This window comes from Streptomyces sp. NPDC006012 (genome assembly GCF_042871185.1).
Classification (GTDB): Bacteria; Actinomycetota; Actinomycetes; order Streptomycetales; family Streptomycetaceae; genus Streptomyces.
Genome location: NZ_JBIAIE010000033.1, coordinates 75669 through 91487, shown reverse-complemented (window position 1 = coordinate 91487; position 15819 = coordinate 75669). Strand labels below are relative to the sequence as shown.

16 protein-coding genes and 2 pseudogenes are annotated in these 15819 nt (G+C 71.6%); 11 read left to right on the top strand and 7 right to left on the bottom strand.

Translation table 11 applies throughout. The features are described from left to right. Window positions 1-264, bottom strand: a 264-nt coding sequence (locus tag ACFYPJ_RS35185) for a helix-turn-helix domain-containing protein (protein WP_389025676.1), incomplete at its 3' end; no start/stop codon positions are given. 28 nt (window positions 265-292) lie between these two features. On the opposite strand from ACFYPJ_RS35185, the pseudogene tnpA reads away from it, so the two are divergent. Further along, window positions 293-782 (top strand): annotated as a pseudogene (tnpA, locus tag ACFYPJ_RS35180) (IS200/IS605 family transposase). 183 nt (window positions 783-965) lie between these two features. On the opposite strand, the gene ACFYPJ_RS35175 reads toward tnpA, so the two are convergent. Together ACFYPJ_RS35175 and ACFYPJ_RS35170 are read right to left on the bottom strand one after the other, a co-directional pair. After that, the gene (locus tag ACFYPJ_RS35175) at window positions 966-1346 is read right to left on the bottom strand and encodes a fic family toxin-antitoxin system, toxin component (RefSeq protein ID WP_389025674.1); all 381 of its coding nucleotides are present in this window, start codon (window positions 1344-1346) and stop codon (window positions 966-968) included. Between the two features lie 4 nt (window positions 1347-1350). After that, window positions 1351-1593, bottom strand: a complete 243-nt coding sequence (locus tag ACFYPJ_RS35170) for a toxin-antitoxin system HicB family antitoxin (RefSeq protein WP_389025673.1) — start codon at window positions 1591-1593, stop codon at window positions 1351-1353. 149 nt (window positions 1594-1742) lie between these two features. On the opposite strand from ACFYPJ_RS35170, the pseudogene ACFYPJ_RS35165 reads away from it, so the two are divergent. After that, window positions 1743-1940: pseudogene (locus ACFYPJ_RS35165) on the top strand (LLM class F420-dependent oxidoreductase); the annotation flags it as partial. Between the two features lie 34 nt (window positions 1941-1974). Here ACFYPJ_RS35165 and ACFYPJ_RS35160 read toward each other — a convergent pair. Further along, complete coding sequence (locus ACFYPJ_RS35160; protein ID WP_389025672.1) at window positions 1975-2895, bottom strand: LysR family transcriptional regulator; 921 nt, start codon at window positions 2893-2895, stop codon at window positions 1975-1977. 187 nt (window positions 2896-3082) lie between these two features. Between ACFYPJ_RS35160 and ACFYPJ_RS35155 the strand changes: the two genes are divergently transcribed. Then, entirely contained in the window at window positions 3083-3448 is a 366-nt protein-coding gene (locus tag ACFYPJ_RS35155; protein WP_389025671.1) for a YybH family protein, read from the top strand. Between the two features lie 90 nt (window positions 3449-3538). On the opposite strand, the gene ACFYPJ_RS35150 is transcribed toward ACFYPJ_RS35155, so the two are convergent. Continuing rightward, the gene (locus ACFYPJ_RS35150; protein ID WP_389025670.1) at window positions 3539-4696 is read right to left on the bottom strand and encodes an acyltransferase family protein; all 1158 of its coding nucleotides are present in this window, start codon (window positions 4694-4696) and stop codon (window positions 3539-3541) included. A gap of 418 nt (window positions 4697-5114) precedes the next feature. Here ACFYPJ_RS35150 and ACFYPJ_RS35145 point away from each other — a divergent pair, with 418 nt between their 5' ends. The 5 genes from ACFYPJ_RS35145 to purB all read left to right on the top strand — a co-directional run bounded on the left by ACFYPJ_RS35145 (window position 5115) and on the right by purB (window position 10489). Beyond that, window positions 5115-6455: a hemolysin family protein gene (locus ACFYPJ_RS35145; RefSeq protein WP_389025669.1), complete on the top strand. Its 1341-nt coding sequence runs from the start codon at window positions 5115-5117 to the stop codon at window positions 6453-6455. Beyond that, window positions 6452-7465 carry a hemolysin family protein gene (locus tag ACFYPJ_RS35140; RefSeq protein WP_389025668.1) on the top strand — a complete coding sequence of 338 codons (1014 nt, stop codon included), beginning with the start codon at window positions 6452-6454 and terminating at the stop codon, window positions 7463-7465. Before ACFYPJ_RS35145 ends, ACFYPJ_RS35140 begins: the two co-directional genes overlap by 4 nt. A 216-nt stretch (window positions 7466-7681) precedes the next feature. Next, window positions 7682-8497: an SGNH/GDSL hydrolase family protein gene (locus ACFYPJ_RS35135; protein WP_389025667.1), complete on the top strand. Its 816-nt coding sequence runs from the start codon at window positions 7682-7684 to the stop codon at window positions 8495-8497. After that, on the top strand, window positions 8494-8841 hold the full coding sequence (locus ACFYPJ_RS35130) for a DUF4326 domain-containing protein (protein ID WP_389025666.1): 348 nt from the start codon (window positions 8494-8496) through the stop codon (window positions 8839-8841). Before ACFYPJ_RS35135 ends, ACFYPJ_RS35130 begins: the two co-directional genes overlap by 4 nt. A gap of 205 nt (window positions 8842-9046) precedes the next feature. After that, entirely contained in the window at window positions 9047-10489 is a 1443-nt protein-coding gene (gene purB / locus ACFYPJ_RS35125) for an adenylosuccinate lyase (protein ID WP_389025665.1), read from the top strand. A 284-nt stretch (window positions 10490-10773) separates the two neighbouring features. Here purB and ACFYPJ_RS35120 read toward each other — a convergent pair whose 3' ends face one another. Beyond that, complete coding sequence (locus tag ACFYPJ_RS35120; protein ID WP_389025664.1) at window positions 10774-11490, bottom strand: ABC transporter permease; 717 nt, start codon at window positions 11488-11490, stop codon at window positions 10774-10776. Between the two features lie 2 nt (window positions 11491-11492). After that, window positions 11493-12413 carry an ABC transporter ATP-binding protein gene (locus ACFYPJ_RS35115; RefSeq protein ID WP_389025663.1) on the bottom strand — a complete coding sequence of 307 codons (921 nt, stop codon included), beginning with the start codon at window positions 12411-12413 and terminating at the stop codon, window positions 11493-11495. A gap of 108 nt (window positions 12414-12521) precedes the next feature. On the opposite strand from ACFYPJ_RS35115, the gene ACFYPJ_RS35110 reads away from it, so the two are divergent. From ACFYPJ_RS35110 to ACFYPJ_RS35100, 3 genes are all read left to right on the top strand, one after another. Next, window positions 12522-13793: a sensor histidine kinase gene (locus tag ACFYPJ_RS35110; RefSeq protein ID WP_389025662.1), complete on the top strand. Its 1272-nt coding sequence runs from the start codon at window positions 12522-12524 to the stop codon at window positions 13791-13793. Beyond that, window positions 13769-14434 carry a response regulator gene (locus ACFYPJ_RS35105; protein WP_389025661.1) on the top strand — a complete coding sequence of 222 codons (666 nt, stop codon included), beginning with the start codon at window positions 13769-13771 and terminating at the stop codon, window positions 14432-14434. The genes ACFYPJ_RS35110 and ACFYPJ_RS35105 overlap by 25 nt, the downstream gene beginning before the upstream one ends. Window positions 14435-14619: 185 nt before the next feature. Beyond that, window positions 14620-15777 (top strand): ROK family transcriptional regulator, encoded by a 1158-nt coding sequence (locus tag ACFYPJ_RS35100; protein ID WP_389025660.1) that lies wholly within the window; start codon window positions 14620-14622, stop codon window positions 15775-15777. Window positions 15778-15819 lie beyond the last annotated feature (42 nt).

The following is a 15819-nucleotide window of genomic DNA, read 5'->3' as shown; positions in this document are numbered from 1 at the left end:
CGCGGCATCCAGGTCCCGCAGGGACTGCTGCAGGACGACCGCCGACACGTCGGCGAGCCAGGCACGTTCCCCGGTGCGCTTGGCCTGGGTGATACAAAGCCGGGACAGCTCCGCCGACTTCACATACGGCAGCCCCGCCGCGTGCGCTTCCTTCCGGTCACGCAGGCAGTCGTTCCACACCACCCATGCGCACCCGAACGCACTCGCCAGCGCACCGCGCTGGGCGGCATCCGGGTAAGCCCGGTAGTTGTAGCGGAGCTGCACAACCACGACCTTAACTGCAACGGGCCTCATAGACGGACAGAACGACTACAGACGTGGCAGACACATTATTTTCGGCGATGCATGTGCACTTGGCCTTCGTGACGAAGTACCAGCGCGGGGTGTTCAACGACGAGATGCTGACACGCTGCGAAGAAATCATGCGCAAGGCCTGCGAGGACTTCGAAGCGGAGCTGAAGGAGTTCAACGGCGAACCCGATCACATCCACCTGCTGGTGCTTCCCCAAGCTCTCGACTCCGTTCGAGCAGGACAGACCCCTATCCCGCCCAAGGCCGCCAATCTCAAAAATGGTCAACAGCCTCAAAGGCGTCTCCGCCCGCCGGATACGGCTGGGGACACCTCCCGGCCGAAGACCGGGGGACAGTTCACCAGCGGCCGGATCAACCCCGCCATCACGCACGGACACCTGTGGTCGCCCCCGTACTTCTCCGCATCATGCGGCGGAACACCGTTGACGATCGTCCGCCAGTACATCGAGCAGCAAAAACGTCCGCTCTGACGTGCACGTCAGAGCAGCCTTGAGACGCATTCACCCCCGACGTGAACGCCCGGGCCTTCTGCAAGACTCCCCAGTAACTGCCGTGCCGTCACAGGCAGTTGACGATCACGTACCCCGGCTGTCACACGCTCGGCACAGACCTGACGACCCGCTGGCGCGGGCCCGGTGACCCCCCGGAACCGGTCAATGGTCCGTCGTCCACTGCTGCAGCTCCCGCGCGATGTCGGTCACCGACGCCTCTCCGCTCTTGACCAGCCGCGCGAGATCGCGGACCTGTTCCGGTGAGGTGGCGACCCCGAGGCCGCCGGCGACGAGATAGGCATAGGCGACGGCGGAGGCGAACAGGGCGTTGGAACGCTCCAGCGCGGGAATGTGGATCAGCAGTTGGAGCAGCGCGGCGGCACGCGCGTGCGGGCCCTCGTAGACGGGGATGCCGAATATCTCGGCCCGGTGCCGCTCGACCGCGGCGACCAGGGCACCCCAGTCGCTGACCTGCGGGTCCCCAGGAGTCTTCTGTTCGGCGAGCATGAGGAGCCAGGCGAGGTCGATGGTCAGATCGCTCAACGGTTCAGCGCCGGCCTTCGATCCGGACGGTGTCCCGGCCGTCACCGAACTCCTCCGCGAACACGTCCTCGTACTGCTTCATGAAGTCGGCGGCGGCCTCCACGAAGGTGCGGCCCGCCTCCCCCGTGTCCTGCTGGACCAGTTCCTCTATATAGCGATTGACGCTCATGCCACGGGCCTGGGCACGCTCGCGGGCGGCGCGGGCGGTGCCCTCGTCCACTCGCACGTTCAGTTGGGTCTTGGCCATACGTCGACGCTAGCGCCAGGATGCTAGCGGTGGCAAGCGGGGGCGGGCTCGGCCGGGGCCGGCGGTTCGGGCCGCGCTCGTCCCGTGCGTACCGCATGACGCGGACGCCCCGGGCGAAAGGGCTGGCGACCCTCGCGTACGGCTGATGGGTGCCGCTGCTGATCGGCGCCAACGGCGACCGGATGCTGCGGCTGACCGCAGAGCACGCGGACATCGCGGCCTTCACGGCGGTCCGTGCGGTACCGGGGAGCACGACCGGGAAGTTGGCGCCGGTCGGCCCCGATGAACTCGACGAGCGCGTGGCCCTCTACCGGGAACTGGCCGCGGGCCGCACGGAGCCCGCCCAGCGACGGGCGTCGGATCCGGGGCCCGGCCGCTCGGCTACGCCCCGGCCGACGAGGCGGGGACGGCCCCGGCCGGCGTTGGCGATCCGCCGAAGGACTGCCGGCAGTGCCGCAGCAGTTCGCGCAGCGCCGGGCTCTTGACCTGCGCCGCGATCAGCGCGAGCACCGCGGGCACGTCCGCGTCGGTGATGGCAACGGTCCGCAGACCCGTGTGCGGGGCGGCCATGGTGGCGGAGAGCACGGCGACACCGAGCCCGCGCTCGGCCAGGTTCACCACCGCCGCGGGAGCGCTCGCCTGGAGGGCGACGGCCGGAGTCAGGCCGCGCGCCGCGGCTGCCTGATCGAGCGTCGCCCGGACACCGGTCCCCTCGGGCAGGCAGATGAGCGGATGGGCCATGAGTTCGGCGAGGGTGATCCCGTCCGTTTCGGCCAGCGGATGACCGACGGGGACCGCGGCGACGATCGGCTCGCTGATCACCGGCCAGCCGTCCAGGTCCTCCGGAGCCTGGCGGGCCGCCCCGATCAGTGCCAGGTCGACGCTGCCCGCACGGACGTACTCGGCCAGCGTCGCGGAGCCGTCCTCGACGAGGCTGATCTCGACACCTGGATGGGCGAGGTGGAAGCTCGACAGTGCGTCGAACAGCGGCTGGACGGTGCAGGCGGTGACCATGCCGACGACGAGCCTGCCCCGCACGAGCCCGTTCATCTCGTCGACAGCCCGCCGCAGCGCCTCCATCGAGGACAGGACGGAGTGCGCATGGGCCAGCGCCACTTCGCCGACCGCGGTCGGCACGACCGTACGCCCCGAGCGGTCGAGCAGCGTGGCCCCGAGATCGTTTTCGAGCTGTCGGATCTGTGCGCTGATTCCAGGCTGGCTGATGTGCATCAGCTCCGCGGCCCTGGTGAAATTCGCTTCCTGCGCCACGGCGACGAAGTACCTCAGCTGCCTGATATCCATAACTTTTTATTCTAAGGCCGATCCAAACTATTGATTGGACTTCTACTCGGTCTCCGCCGGAAAATCGCCACGCCGGTCCCCGTACCGGAATCGCCACGCCGCTCCCGGGTACCGGGACCGCGGCCGGTGCCTGGACCACGGAACAGAACAGCCCGCACCTGAACGACAGGGCAGGAAGGGAACGATCATGCCCGAGCACGAGAAGGCCGTACACCCGGAGGACCTCACCCGTCTCTTCGTGGAGCGAGCCAACGCCGGTGATGCCGCCGGTCTCGCCGCCCTGTACGAGGAGGAGGCGGTGATGGCCTACCCGCCGGGCAGTGTGACGGTGGGCCGCGAGGCCATCCGGCAGCTGTGGGAGAAGGTGCTCGCCGGAGTGCCGCGCTTCGAACCGGAGCAGCCGCTCCCGACCCTGGTCTGCGGTGACATCGCGCTGACCGCCACGCCGCCCCGGGACGGCGCGGGCGCCCGCGCCCAGGTGGTCAGGCGGCAGGCGGACGGCAGTTGGCTGCGCCTCATCGATCAGCCGGAGTTCCGCCCGCCCACGAACTGAACGGGCCACCGCGCCACGCCCGCCGACGAACTGAGCGAACCCCCTGTCACACCCGCCGCGCCGCGGCCCCCGTTCGCCGCCGGCCTGTTGCTACCCGGCAGCCCTGGCGAACGAGCGTTCAAGACCGGTCTTCAGCGTCTTGGCCACCGGCCGCTCCACGAACCGGTGCACCAGCCAGCCCAGCACCAGGAACCCGGCGATCACGGCGACGACCAGCAGCCGGGGGTCCATGGCATCACGCAGGCGGTGGATCAGCGTCGTACCCGCCAGGTAGTGCGTCAGGTAGACGGGGTAGGTCAGGCCGCCGGCGGTGATCAGCCATTTCCAGCGGATGCGGTCGGTCGCGCCGAGGGCGACGGCCACCATCACGAGCATGAACACGGTGAAGATCAGCACGGCTCCGCGCCAGCTGGAGACGCCCTCATAGGCCACCCGGCTGCCCAGTTCCTGCTGGCCCATCAGCCAGGCCATGGCGAGGATGCCCCACAGCAGCAGATCCTGGCCGAAGCGGTACATGAGGTAGAGGGCGAGACCCGCGATGAAGTACCAGGCCCCGGTCGGATCGGCCGCCACCTCCAGCAGCCGGAAATCGGCGATCGGCGCGATCATCGCCGCCACGCCCCACACACAGCAGAAGATCACGACCCTGCGGTACGTCAGGCCCATGGCGACGACCATCAGGAAGAGGAGGTAGAAGCGCAGCTCCGACCAGAGGGTCCAGTAGACCGAGTCGACGTGCGGCACGCCCACGCCGGCCTGCAGCATCGTGAAGTTGACCAGGATGTCGTGCAGAGCCAGCCGCTGCCACACCCCGGGCAGCGCCACCAGCACGGCCGTGGTGAAGACGATGGCGAACCAGTACGCCGGATAGAGGCGGATCACCCGCGAGACGAAGAACTGGCGCGGAGTACGCCCCCAGCACGACATGCAGATGACGAAGCCGCTGATCACGAAGAAGATCTCGACGCCGATCCAGCCGAACGAGGCGAACCGGAAGACCGTGGGCATGATGTCGGACACCGGCCGGTCCCAGATCGCGTTGCCCGGTTTGTTGACCCGGTTCGTGCCGGCGTAGTGGTGCAGCACCACCATCAGGGCGGCCACCAGGCGGATGCCGTCGACGACGTACAGCCGAGGGCGGCTCCGGCCGGCGGCCGACGGTGTCCGGTGGCCCGCGGGTCTGGGCGGGCTCTCGGCAAGTGCGACGCCACCGGCGGGTGTCGACGTTCTGCCGCGCACTTCGTGCATCAGAGCTAAGCCAATCCCTCTTGAGACAACCAGGACCATTGGTCCACGGACGGTTCACGCTACGGCCAGGCCTTCCACGCCTTAGGGGCAGGGACGACTAAATCGCGCATGACGTGACGGAGAGTTACCGCAACGCTCGCCGAGTCGACTCGCAACGTTCTCCAATACTTCACCTGCCGTCACTCGCCGTGTCCGTCAGGTTGACCGGCCGTCGCCCCGGCCTGGGACCCACCGCCCAGCCGGTTCCTTTTGCTGATCCTTTACCCTTGGAGGACGGCGAGTGGCCGACCGGCCTCTCTCCCCGTCTCCCCCGCCTCCCCGACGAAAGGTGTGAGCGTCCACCCATGGACGAACCTCCCAGTCCGCGACATCGCGCGTTCCGCCCCGCCCTGGCCGATCATGGGACGGAGGTGACCCGATGACCGAAGTGCTCCTCCTGCTGGTGGCGGTGCTGCTTTCGCTCGCCTGCGGTGCCTTCGTCGCCGCGGAGTTCTCGCTCACCACGGTCGCACGCGGCGACCTCGAACGTGCGGCCGCACGCGGTGAGCGCGGCGCCGCCGGTGCCCTCAAGGCCGTACGGCATCTGACGTTTCAGCTCTCCGGTGCGCAGCTCGGCATCACGGTCACCAACCTGGTGGTCGGCATGCTCTCCGAGCCGTCCATCGCCAGGCTGATCGCGGGCCCGCTGCGATCGCTCGGCGTCCCGTCCTCCGCGGCAGGCACGGTCGCCCTGGTCATCGGCACCGCGCTGTCCACGGTCTTCCTGATGGTCGTAGGCGAACTGGTGCCCAAGAACTGGGCGATCTCCTCGCCGCTGGCCGTGGCCAAGCGGGTGGGCAGTCCGCAGCGCTGGTTCAGCGCCGTCTTCCGGCCCTTCATCGCGCATCTGAACGACACCGCCAACCGCGTGGTGCGCCGCTTCGGCGTGGAACCGGCCGAGGAGCTGGCCTCCGCCCGCGGACCGCAGGAGCTGGCGGCGCTGGCCCGGCACTCCGCCAAAGAGGGCGCACTGGAGCCGGACACCGCCGAACTGTTCGTACGGACCCTGAACCTCGCCGACCTCACCGCGGAGAACGTGATGACCCCGCGGGTCCAGGTCGTCGCCCTCGACACCCAGGCGAGCTGCCAGGACGTGGCCAACGCGACCCGGGCGACCGGGCTGTCCCGGTTCCCGGTCTACCGCGGGAACCTGGACACGGTCGTCGGGATCGCGCACATCAAGGACGTACTGACGCTGCCCGGCGAGGAGCGGGCCCGGTGCAACGTCGCGCAGATCATGCGCGAGCCGCTGCTCGTCCCCGAGTCGCTGACCGTCGACCGGCTCCTGGACCGTCTCTCCGGCAAGCGCACCATGGCGGTCGTCATCGACGAGTACGGCGGTACGGCGGGCGTGGCGACCCTGGAGGACATCGTCGAGGAGGTCGTCGGCGAGGTGCGGGACGAGCACGACCCGCACGAGACACCCGACCTCGCCCCCGCCGGGGCGGACGCCGACGGCAGGGCGGTGTACTCGGCCGACGGCGCCGCCCGCACCGACCAGCTCGCCCGGGTGGGCCTGCGGACGCCCGAGGGGCCCTACGAGACGTTGGCCGGCCTGGTCGCCGCCGAGCTGGGCCGCATCCCCGTGGCCGGGGACAGCGTCGAGGTCGCCGGGTGGCGGCTCGACGTGGTCGACGCGTCGGGACACCGGGCGGCCCGGCTGCTGCTGCACGCCCCGCCGGACGACATGACCGAGGAGAGCGCGGAGGACGGGACATGACCGCCGTACAGCTGCTGATCGGGCTGGCGACGCTCGTCGTCAACGCCTTCTTCGTGGGCGCCGAGTTCGCGCTGATCTCGGTGCGGCGCTCGCAGATCGAACCGCACGCCGAGGCGGGCGACCGGCGGGCGAAGATCGTGCTGTGGGGGCTGCAGCACGTGTCCGCGCTGTTGGCCGCCGCCCAGCTGGGCATCACGCTGTGCACGCTGGTCCTCGGCGTCGTCGCCGAGCCGGCCATCGCGCATCTGCTGGAGCCGGTCTTCCACGCGGTGGGCATACCCACGAGCGCGGGCCAGGCCGTGTCGTTCGTGATCGCGCTGGCGCTGGCGACCTATCTGCACATGCTGCTCGGCGAGATGGTGCCCAAGAACGTCGCGCTCGCCGAACCGGTGCGCAGCGCACTGCTGCTCGGCCCTCCCCTGGTCGCCCTCTCCCGGGCCCTGCGCCCGGTGATCTTCACGGTCAACGCCTTCGCGAACGCCCTGCTCAAGCTGCTCAGAGTGGAGGCGAAGGGCGAGGTCACCGCCACGTTCTCGGACGCGGAGCTGGCCCAGATCGTGCGCGACGCCGGCGAGGCGGGCCTGATCGACGACCGGGCGCGGGAACGGCTGCACGACGCCCTGGAGCTGGGCCGACGGCCGGTGCGGGACGTGGTGGTCCCGCTGGACGACGTGGTGTACGCGCGCGTGGGCGTCACGCCCGAGCAGTTGGAGCGGCTGTCGGCCCAGTCGGGCTTCTCCCGTTTCCCAGTGGTGGACGACGGACGCCACATCGTCGGCTATCTGCATGTCAAGGACGCGCTGGAGGCCTCGCCCCGGGACCTGCCGCTGCGGCAGCAGGACATGCGGCCCATCGCGCGCGTACGGGAGAACACACCGCTGGACGACGTGCTCACCGCGCTGCGCGGCAGCCGTACGCATCTGGCCGCGGTGCTCGGCGCCGACGGGCGGCTGGCCGGCCTGGTCACCATGGAGGACCTGCTGCGGGAACTGTTCGGCCAGCACGCGTGAGCCCCACCGGGCCCGTGCCACGGCGGCCCGCCGTGGCACGGGCCCGGACCGGTGAGCGGAAACGGACCCGGACGGGTGGGGCGGAAACGCACCGGGACCGGCGGGTACCGCCCCCGGGCCGACCAGCACACACGGGCCCTGGCCGGCCAGCCGGATCCCGGTCCGGACCGACCGGTGGGTACGGCCCCGCGACGCCGGGATAGCATCGCACTCGCCATGCACACGATCCCCTCGCAACCCACGCACTCCAGCCTGGTCGCGGTCGGCGACTCCTTCACCGAAGGCATGTCGGACCTGCTGCCGGACGGCTCCTACCGAGGCTGGGCGGACGTCCTCGCGGCGCGGCTGGCCGCCCGCACACCGGGATTCCGGTACGCCAACCTCGCGGTACGCGGCAAGCTGATCGGACAGATCGTCGCGGAGCAGGTGGACGTGGCCGCCGCCATGAACGCCGACGTGGTCACGCTGGTCGGCGGACTCAACGACACGCTGCGGCCCAGGTGCGACATGGGACGGGTACAAGGGCTGCTGACGGAGGCGGTGGAACGGCTGGCACCGGCCTGCAAGCAACTGGTGCTCATGCGCAGCCCGGGCCGCCGCGGGCCGGTCCTGGAACGGTTCCGGCCCCGCATGGAGCAGTTGTTCGCCTGCATCGACGACCTCGCCGAGCGACACGGCGCCCTGGTCGTGGATCTGTACGCGGCGCCGTCGCTGGCCGACCCGCGGCTGTGGGACGTGGACCGGCTGCACCTGACGGCCGATGGGCACCGCCGGGTCGCGGAGGCCATCTGGCAGAAGCTGGGCTACGCCCCCGAGGACACCGAGTGGCACGTCCCGCCGCTCGCGGACCTGCCGCCGGGCTGGGTCACCCGGCGGGCCGCCGACGTGCGGTTCGCCCGGCAGCACCTGCTGCCGTGGATAGGCCGCCGGCTGACCGGCCGTTCCTCCGGTGACGGCCGCCCGGCCAAACGCCCCGACCTGCTCCCGTACGAGAGCCGGGAGGAGCCCGGCGGCGGGGCACCGCGGCCATGACCACCGAGGTCATCGACCTCAGGGGCCGGATCCACGACTTCGGCCCCCGGCTGGAGGACGCCCCCGCGGACGTCGTCCACGTGGGCCGCCGCTGGACCCTGGGAGGCTGGGACCTGCCCCGGCACCCCGTGTACAACCCTTTCGCCCACGACACGGCGGCCAAGCGACGGGACGGCACCCGGGCCGAGGTCATGGCGATGTACCGGGCGTACCTCCTGGAACACCCCGAACTGCTCGAACTCGTCGCCGAGCTGCGCGGCAGGACCCTCGCCTGCTGGTGCGTCCCCGAGCTGTGCCACGCGCAGGTACTGGCGGAGCCGGCGGACACGGACGACACGCCCTGACTCCCGCCCCGGGCACGCCTGACGAAACGGCGGCAGGCAGCGTCGGCTGCCGATCACCGGCAGCCTCCCCGTAGCCCGCCGTGGCCCCGCGCGGCCCCCGTAGCTCCTCGTAGCCCCTTGTCCTGGTGCCCCGCGGCCCCTCGTAGCTTCCACCAAATCCCCCCGTGGCGCTGGCCTGCAGGAATCGCCAGTAGAATCTGTCCACGTGACTTCCGCGCCCGCCAAGCCCCGCATCCCGAACGTTCTCGCCGGACGGTACGCCTCCGCCGAACTGGCCACGCTGTGGTCCCCCGAGCAGAAGGTGAGGCTGGAGCGACAGCTCTGGCTTGCCGTGCTGCGGGCCCAGAAGGATCTCGGGATCGAGGTGCCGGACGCGGCGATCGCCGACTACGAGCGGGTTCTCGACACCGTCGACCTGGCCTCGATCGCCGAGCGCGAGAAGATCACGCGGCACGACGTGAAGGCCCGGATCGAGGAGTTCAACGACCTCGCGGGACATGAGCACGTGCACAAGGGCATGACCTCCCGTGATCTGACCGAGAACGTCGAGCAGCTGCAGATCCGGCTCTCCCTGGAGCTGATGCGCGACCGCGCGGTGGCCGTGCTGGCGCGTCTGGGCAAGCTGGCCGGCGAGTACGCCGAGCTGGTCATGGCGGGCCGCTCCCACAACGTCGCCGCGCAGGCCACCACCCTGGGCAAGCGCTTCGCGACCGCCGCCGACGAACTGCTGGTCGCCCACGGCCGGGTCGAGGAGCTGCTCGGCCGCTATCCGCTGCGCGGCGTCAAGGGCCCGGTCGGCACGGCGCAGGACATGCTGGACCTGCTGGGCGGCGACGCGTCGAAGCTCGCCGAGCTGGAGGGCCGGATCGCCGGGCACCTCGGCTTCTCGCAGGCCTTCACCTCCGTGGGCCAGGTGTATCCGCGCTCGCTGGACTACGAGGTCGTGACCGCACTGGTGCAGCTCGCGGCGGCGCCGTCGTCGCTGGCGAAGACGATCCGGCTGATGGCCGGGCACGAGCTGGTCACCGAGGGATTCAAGCCGGGCCAGGTCGGCTCGTCCGCGATGCCGCACAAGATGAACACCCGGTCCTGCGAGCGGGTCAACGGCCTCATGGTGATCCTGCGCGGCTACGCCTCGATGACCGGCGAACTGGCCGGCGACCAGTGGAACGAGGGTGACGTCTCCTGCTCTGTGGTGCGCCGGGTCGCGCTGCCGGACGCCTTCTTCGCGCTGGACGGCCTGCTGGAGACCTTCCTGACGGTGCTCGACGAGTTCGGTGCCTTCCCCGCCGTCATCGCCCGCGAGCTGGACCGCTATCTGCCGTTCCTCGCCACGACGAAGGTGCTGATGGGTGCGGTGCGGGCCGGTGTCGGCCGCGAGGTCGCCCACGAGGCCATCAAGGAGAACGCCGTCGCCACCGCGCTCGCCATGCGTGAGCAGGGCGCCGAACGCAACGACCTGCTCGACAAGCTGGCTGCCGACGAGCGACTGCCGCTGGACCGGGAGCAGTTGCGGACGCTGATGGCCGACAAGCTGTCCTTCACGGGAGCGGCGGCCGACCAGGTCGGCGCGGTGGTCGGCCGGATCGAGAAGATCGTCGAGCAGCACCCGCAGGCGGCCGGTTACACCCCGGGCGCGATCCTCTGATCCGGTCCGTCCGTACGTGGCCGCGACGGCTGGGCACGTGGCCCGCACGGGCGTGGGGAAATCCGGTGGCGTGGCGTGAGCGGGCCGCATGGCCCGGGGCCGCACGGGCGCGTTCCCGGGCCGGTGCGCGCAGGACCGACGGCGGCCCGGGACCGCAGCCGCCCCTGCGGGAGCCCTGCGCACCCTGAAGCGGGCACCCGCGTCGCTCCGCCTCCGGCCGTGTCTTCCCCGCCGCCGGGGCGTCCGCGCGGGAAGCGGAGCCCGCACCGGCGGGCGGCACCGCGTCAGGCGTCCCGCCGGTGCACGCTCCACGCTCCCGCGAGCAGTGCCCCCGCCGTCCACACCGCGGTCACCGCGAGGCCGGTCCACGGACCGAGACTGCCGTCCCAGTCGCTGTGCAGCACCACCTGGCCGGCCCGGTCGGGCAGGAAGTCGGCGACGCCGCCAGACAGATCACCGACCACGAACGAGACGATCAGAAGCAGCGGGATCAGCACGCTGAGTGTGGCCACCCCGCTGCGCAGCACCGCCGCGAGCCCGGCCGCGAACAGCGCCATCAGCGTCAGGTAGACACCGCAGCCCACCGCCGCTCGCAGCCCCTCGGACCACGTCGGCCGGTCCGGTCCTGGCCCGAGGGCGGCACGGCCGACCAGCAAGGTCGCCACTCCGGTGACCAGTCCGACGGCGAGGACGGGGGCCGCGATCGCGGTGGCCTTGGCGGCGAACCAGCGCAGCCGGTCGGGAACCGCCGCCAGGGTCAGGCGCAGTGCGCCCCCTTGGAACTCGGACGAGACGGCCGTCGTACCGAACGCCGTCGCCGCGATCTGGCCGAAGGAGACGCCGAAGAACATCGACGACAGGGAGTCGGTGCCGGTCTCGTCCGTCGAGGCGAGCAGGGCGAGGGCGGCCGTGACGAGCAGCACCGCGGCAAGACTGCCGACCAGCGAACGCAGCGTACGGATCTTGATCCACTCGGCGTGGAGTGCGGGCTGGAAGGACATGCTCAGACCTCCTGCGGCTGGGCGGCGAACTCGGTCTCGGCCGACGTCAGATCCAGATAGGCCTCCTCCAAGGTGGGCTCCACCGAGGCGAGTTCGAGGACGGGGACGCCCGCGTCGGCCAGCAGCCGCCCGATGTCCTCCACGCGCGCGTTGCGTACGGCCCACCTGCCGGAGGCGTCCGGGACGGCGTCGTAGCCGTGCCGGGCCAGCAGGTCGGCGGGGGTCGTGCCGTCGGCCGGACGGAGCCGTACGCCGGGTCGCACGCGCGCGTGCACGAATTCCTGCAGCGGGGTGTCGGCGAGCAGACGCCCGCGGCCGAGGACGACGAGGTGGTCGGCGAAGGCCGCGGTCTCGTTCATGAGGTGGCTGGAGACCAGGACGGTGCGTCCCTGGGCCGCCAGCCGGCGCAGCAGTTCGCGGATCCACACGATGCCCTCGGGGTCGAGGCCGTTCGACGGCTCGTCGAGGAGGACGACCTCGGGGTCGCCGAGGAGTGCGGCGGCGATGCCGAGCCGCTGGCGCATGCCCAGGGAGTACGTCTTCACCCGGCGCCGCGCAGCGGCGGCGAGGCCCGTCTCCTCCAGCAGCGCGTCGACCCGGCGCACGGGAATGCGGTTGCCGGCCGCCAGGGCGCGCAGATGGTCTCGTCCGGTGCGGGAGCCGTGCGCGGCCTGCGCGTCGAGCAGCGCGCCCACCGTGCGCAGCGGCTCACGGAGTCCGGTGTAGGGCCGGCCACCGACCGTGGCGGTCCCGGAGGTCGGCCGGTCCAGGCCCAGGACGAGCCGCATGGTGGTCGACTTTCCGGCACCGTTGGGGCCGAGGAAACCGGTCACCCGGCCGGGCCGGACGGTGAAGGTGACGTGGTCCACGGCCCGCCGGGCGCCGTACGCCTTGCAGAGTTCTCGTACGTCGATGCAGGTCATGGCACCACCCTGGCCGTTCGCGGGGGCTCCGCTCCTCCCCCGCCGGTGGGCACCTTCTCCCCCGCCCGGGGGAGGTCCGTTGTCGGTGGTGCGTGCCACGATGGGCCGATGGCCCGTTTTCTGCGCCCGCTGCTGCGCGGGAGGACGTACACGCGCGTGCTGCACCTGTGGGTGCCCATGCTGATCGTCAGCATCTGGCTGTTCATCGACATGTCGACGCCATGGGTGCCCGCGGCGGCGCTGCTCCCGGTGGGGCTGATCGGGGCGGTGCGGACCGGGGAGGGCGTGCAGGCGCAGCTGCTGCTGACGCCCGGCGAGGAGGAGTCCGGCATCTCGGTGACGCCGTCGGCGACCTGGCGGGACAGGATGCGCACCGTGCTCTGGCTGGAGGCACGGATGGCACTCTCCGTGGCCGCCGTGTTCGGCACCGTCTGGCTGCCGGCGCTGACCTGCGGTCTGGTCCGGCTCGCCCTCGGACACACCACCCCGTCCGTGCCGGTGCTGGACCAGGTACAGCCGCACTGGGCCTACGGGCTGCTCACCCCGCTCCCCCTGCTCGCCCTGTACGGCCTGGCGGTGGGCCTCGGCGAGCTGGTCACCGCCGTCGCACGCCGGCTGCTGGGCCCGTCGGCGGCGGAGCGCCTGGCCGCCCTGGAGGAGCAGACCGAACAGCTTCTGGAGCGCACCCGTATCGCGCGCGAGCTGCACGACTCCATCGGACACGCGCTGACGGTCGCGGTGGTGCAGGCGGGCGCGGCGCGGGCCGCGGGCGATCCCGAGTTCACCGACCGGGCCCTGGGCGCCATCGAGGAGACGGGCCGCGCCGCCCTGGGGGATCTGGAACGGGTGCTGGGCGTGCTGCGCGAGTCGCAGCGGCCGGCGGGCAGCCGCCCCACGCTGGCCGACGCCGACCGGCTCCTGGAGTCGGCGCGCGCCTCCGGGGCCAAGGTCGACGCCGAGACGACCGGTCCGCTGGAGACGGTTCCGGGTCCGGTGTCACGGGAGGGCTACCGCATTCTCCAGGAGGCGCTGACCAATGTGCTGCGGCACGCGGGGTCCGTGCCGGTCCTGGTCCGGGTCACGGTGGCGGCCGGTGTCCTCGCCCTGGAAGTGCGCAATCCGCTGCCGGACGGGGTGGCCGGTGCCGGCCGGGGCAGCGGCCTGCGCGGCATGCGCGAGCGCGCGGCCCTTCTCGGGGGCAGCGCGCTGACCGGCCCGGACGCGGGCGACTGGCAGGTACGCGTGGACCTGCCCCTGCACCCAGGGGGGCGGGCAGCCACGCAACCAGCCCCCCGCCCCCCGCACACGGCCGGACGACCCACCAGCACCCCCGTCGCAGCGCATACGCTTGGCGGATGCCGGTCACCGTTCTCCTCGTAGACGACGAACCCCTGGTCCGAGCCGGTCTGCGCGCGGTGCTCGCCGCTCAGCCGGACATCGAGGTGGTAGGCGAGGCGGCCGACGGCGCCGCGGTGATCCCGCTGGTCCGGCAACTGCGCCCGGACGTGGTCGCCATGGACGTCCGGATGCCGCTCATGGACGGCATCGAGGCGACGCGCGCGGTGCTGCGCACGGTGGCCGATCCGCCGAAGATCCTGGTGGTGACCACGTTCGAGAACGACGAGTACGTGTACGACGCGCTGCGGGCCGGTGCCGACGGGTTCCTGCTGAAGCGGGCCCGGCCCGCCGAGATCGTCCATGCCGTACGGCTGGTCGCGGAGGGCGAGTCGCTGTTGTTTCCCGCGTCGGTGCGGCAGCTCGCGGCCCGTTTCGGCGACGACGGGCACGGCAACCGGGCCGCACGGGCGGTGCTGGAGCGGGCCCGGCTGACCGAACGGGAGGCCGAGGTACTGCGGTTGATGGCCCGGGGGCTGTCCAACGCGGAGATCGCCGACCGGCTCGTCGTCGGCACGGAGACGGTCAAGTCGCACGTCAGCGCGGTCCTGGCAAAGCTGGGGGCACGGGATCGCACCCAGGCGGTGATCGCGGCTTTCGAGTCGGGCTTCGTCGCTCCGGGCTGATCACCCGTGCCCTCGCCCGCGACATCCCACATGACATCTCACACGGCATCTTCCGCGGCATCTTCCATGACATCTCCCGACTCATCTCCCGTGCGGCGAGAGGGAGTCGGTGCCAGGCACTCGCCGGGGGTTCACGGCGCCGAGTACGATCCGGCCAACATGCGCACGAGCTGGAAGGACGGACGTTGGGGCGGCTGACCGGCGGCGATCCCTCGCTGCTGCGAAGGATCAATTCCACTGTGGTGCTGCACGCGATGCGTGCGGCCGACTTCGCGACACTCACGGAGATCACCCGGGTGACCGGGTTGTCCAGACCGACCGTCGAGGGGGTCGTCGAAGGGCTCATCGACGCCGGTCTCGTGGTGGAGAGCGCAGCCGAGGAGGGCACCACCCGGCGCCAGGGGCGGCCCGCGCGGCGGTTCCGGTTCCGGGCCGAGGCCGGGCATCTGCTGGGCCTGGAGATCGGGGCGCACCGGGTCGCGGCGGTGCTGTCCGATCTGGACGGGCGGGTCCTGGGCGCGCAGTCCAGAGAGGTGACCGAGGCGGCCGCGGCGGACGAGCGGCTGGAGCGGCTGCGGAACGCCGTCGCTGAGCTGCTCAGACGGGCCGGTGTGGCGCGCAGCTCGCTGTGGGCGGTCGGGGTCGGCACGCCGGGGATCGTCGAGACCGACGGCACCGTACGGCTCGGTACGGCGCTGCCCCAGTGGACGGGCCTGCGGCTGGGTGAACGGCTCAGCCGTTCCTTCAAGTGTCCGGTGCTGGTGGAGAACGACGCCAATGCCGCCGCGGTGGCCGAGCACTGGAAGGGCGTGGCGACCGACTCGGACGACGTGGTGTTCGTGCTGGCCGGACTGAGCCCGGGCGCCGGAGCACTGATCGGCGGGCGGCTGCACCGGGGCTTCAGCGGGGCGGCCGGGGAGATCGGCGCACTGCATCTGCTGGGCCGGGAGGTGACACCGGAGACCCTGCTGTCCACCACGGGCCGGCCGCTTCCCCCGCTGGACGAACAGGCGGTCGCCGAGGTGTTCGCGCTCGCTCGCAAGGGCGACGAGCAGGCGCAGGCCGCTGTCGAACGGTTCAGTCAGCGGCTCGTGCACGACGTGGCGGCGCTCGCCCTGGCTCTCGACCCGGAACTGGTCGTGATCGGCGGCTGGGCGGCCGGCCTGGACGGTGTCCTCGAACCGCTGCGCCAGGAACTCGCGCGGTTCTGTCTGCGCCCGCCCAGGGTCGCCCTCTCCCTCCTCGGCGAGGCGGCCGTGCCCATGGGGGCCCTGCGGCTCGCCCTCGACCACGTGGAGGAGCAGTTGTTCGCGGTGGAGGGTACAGCGACGGCTCCGCGCTGACCGACGGCGCTCACACCGTCAGCGTACGTACGGCCGGTCGGC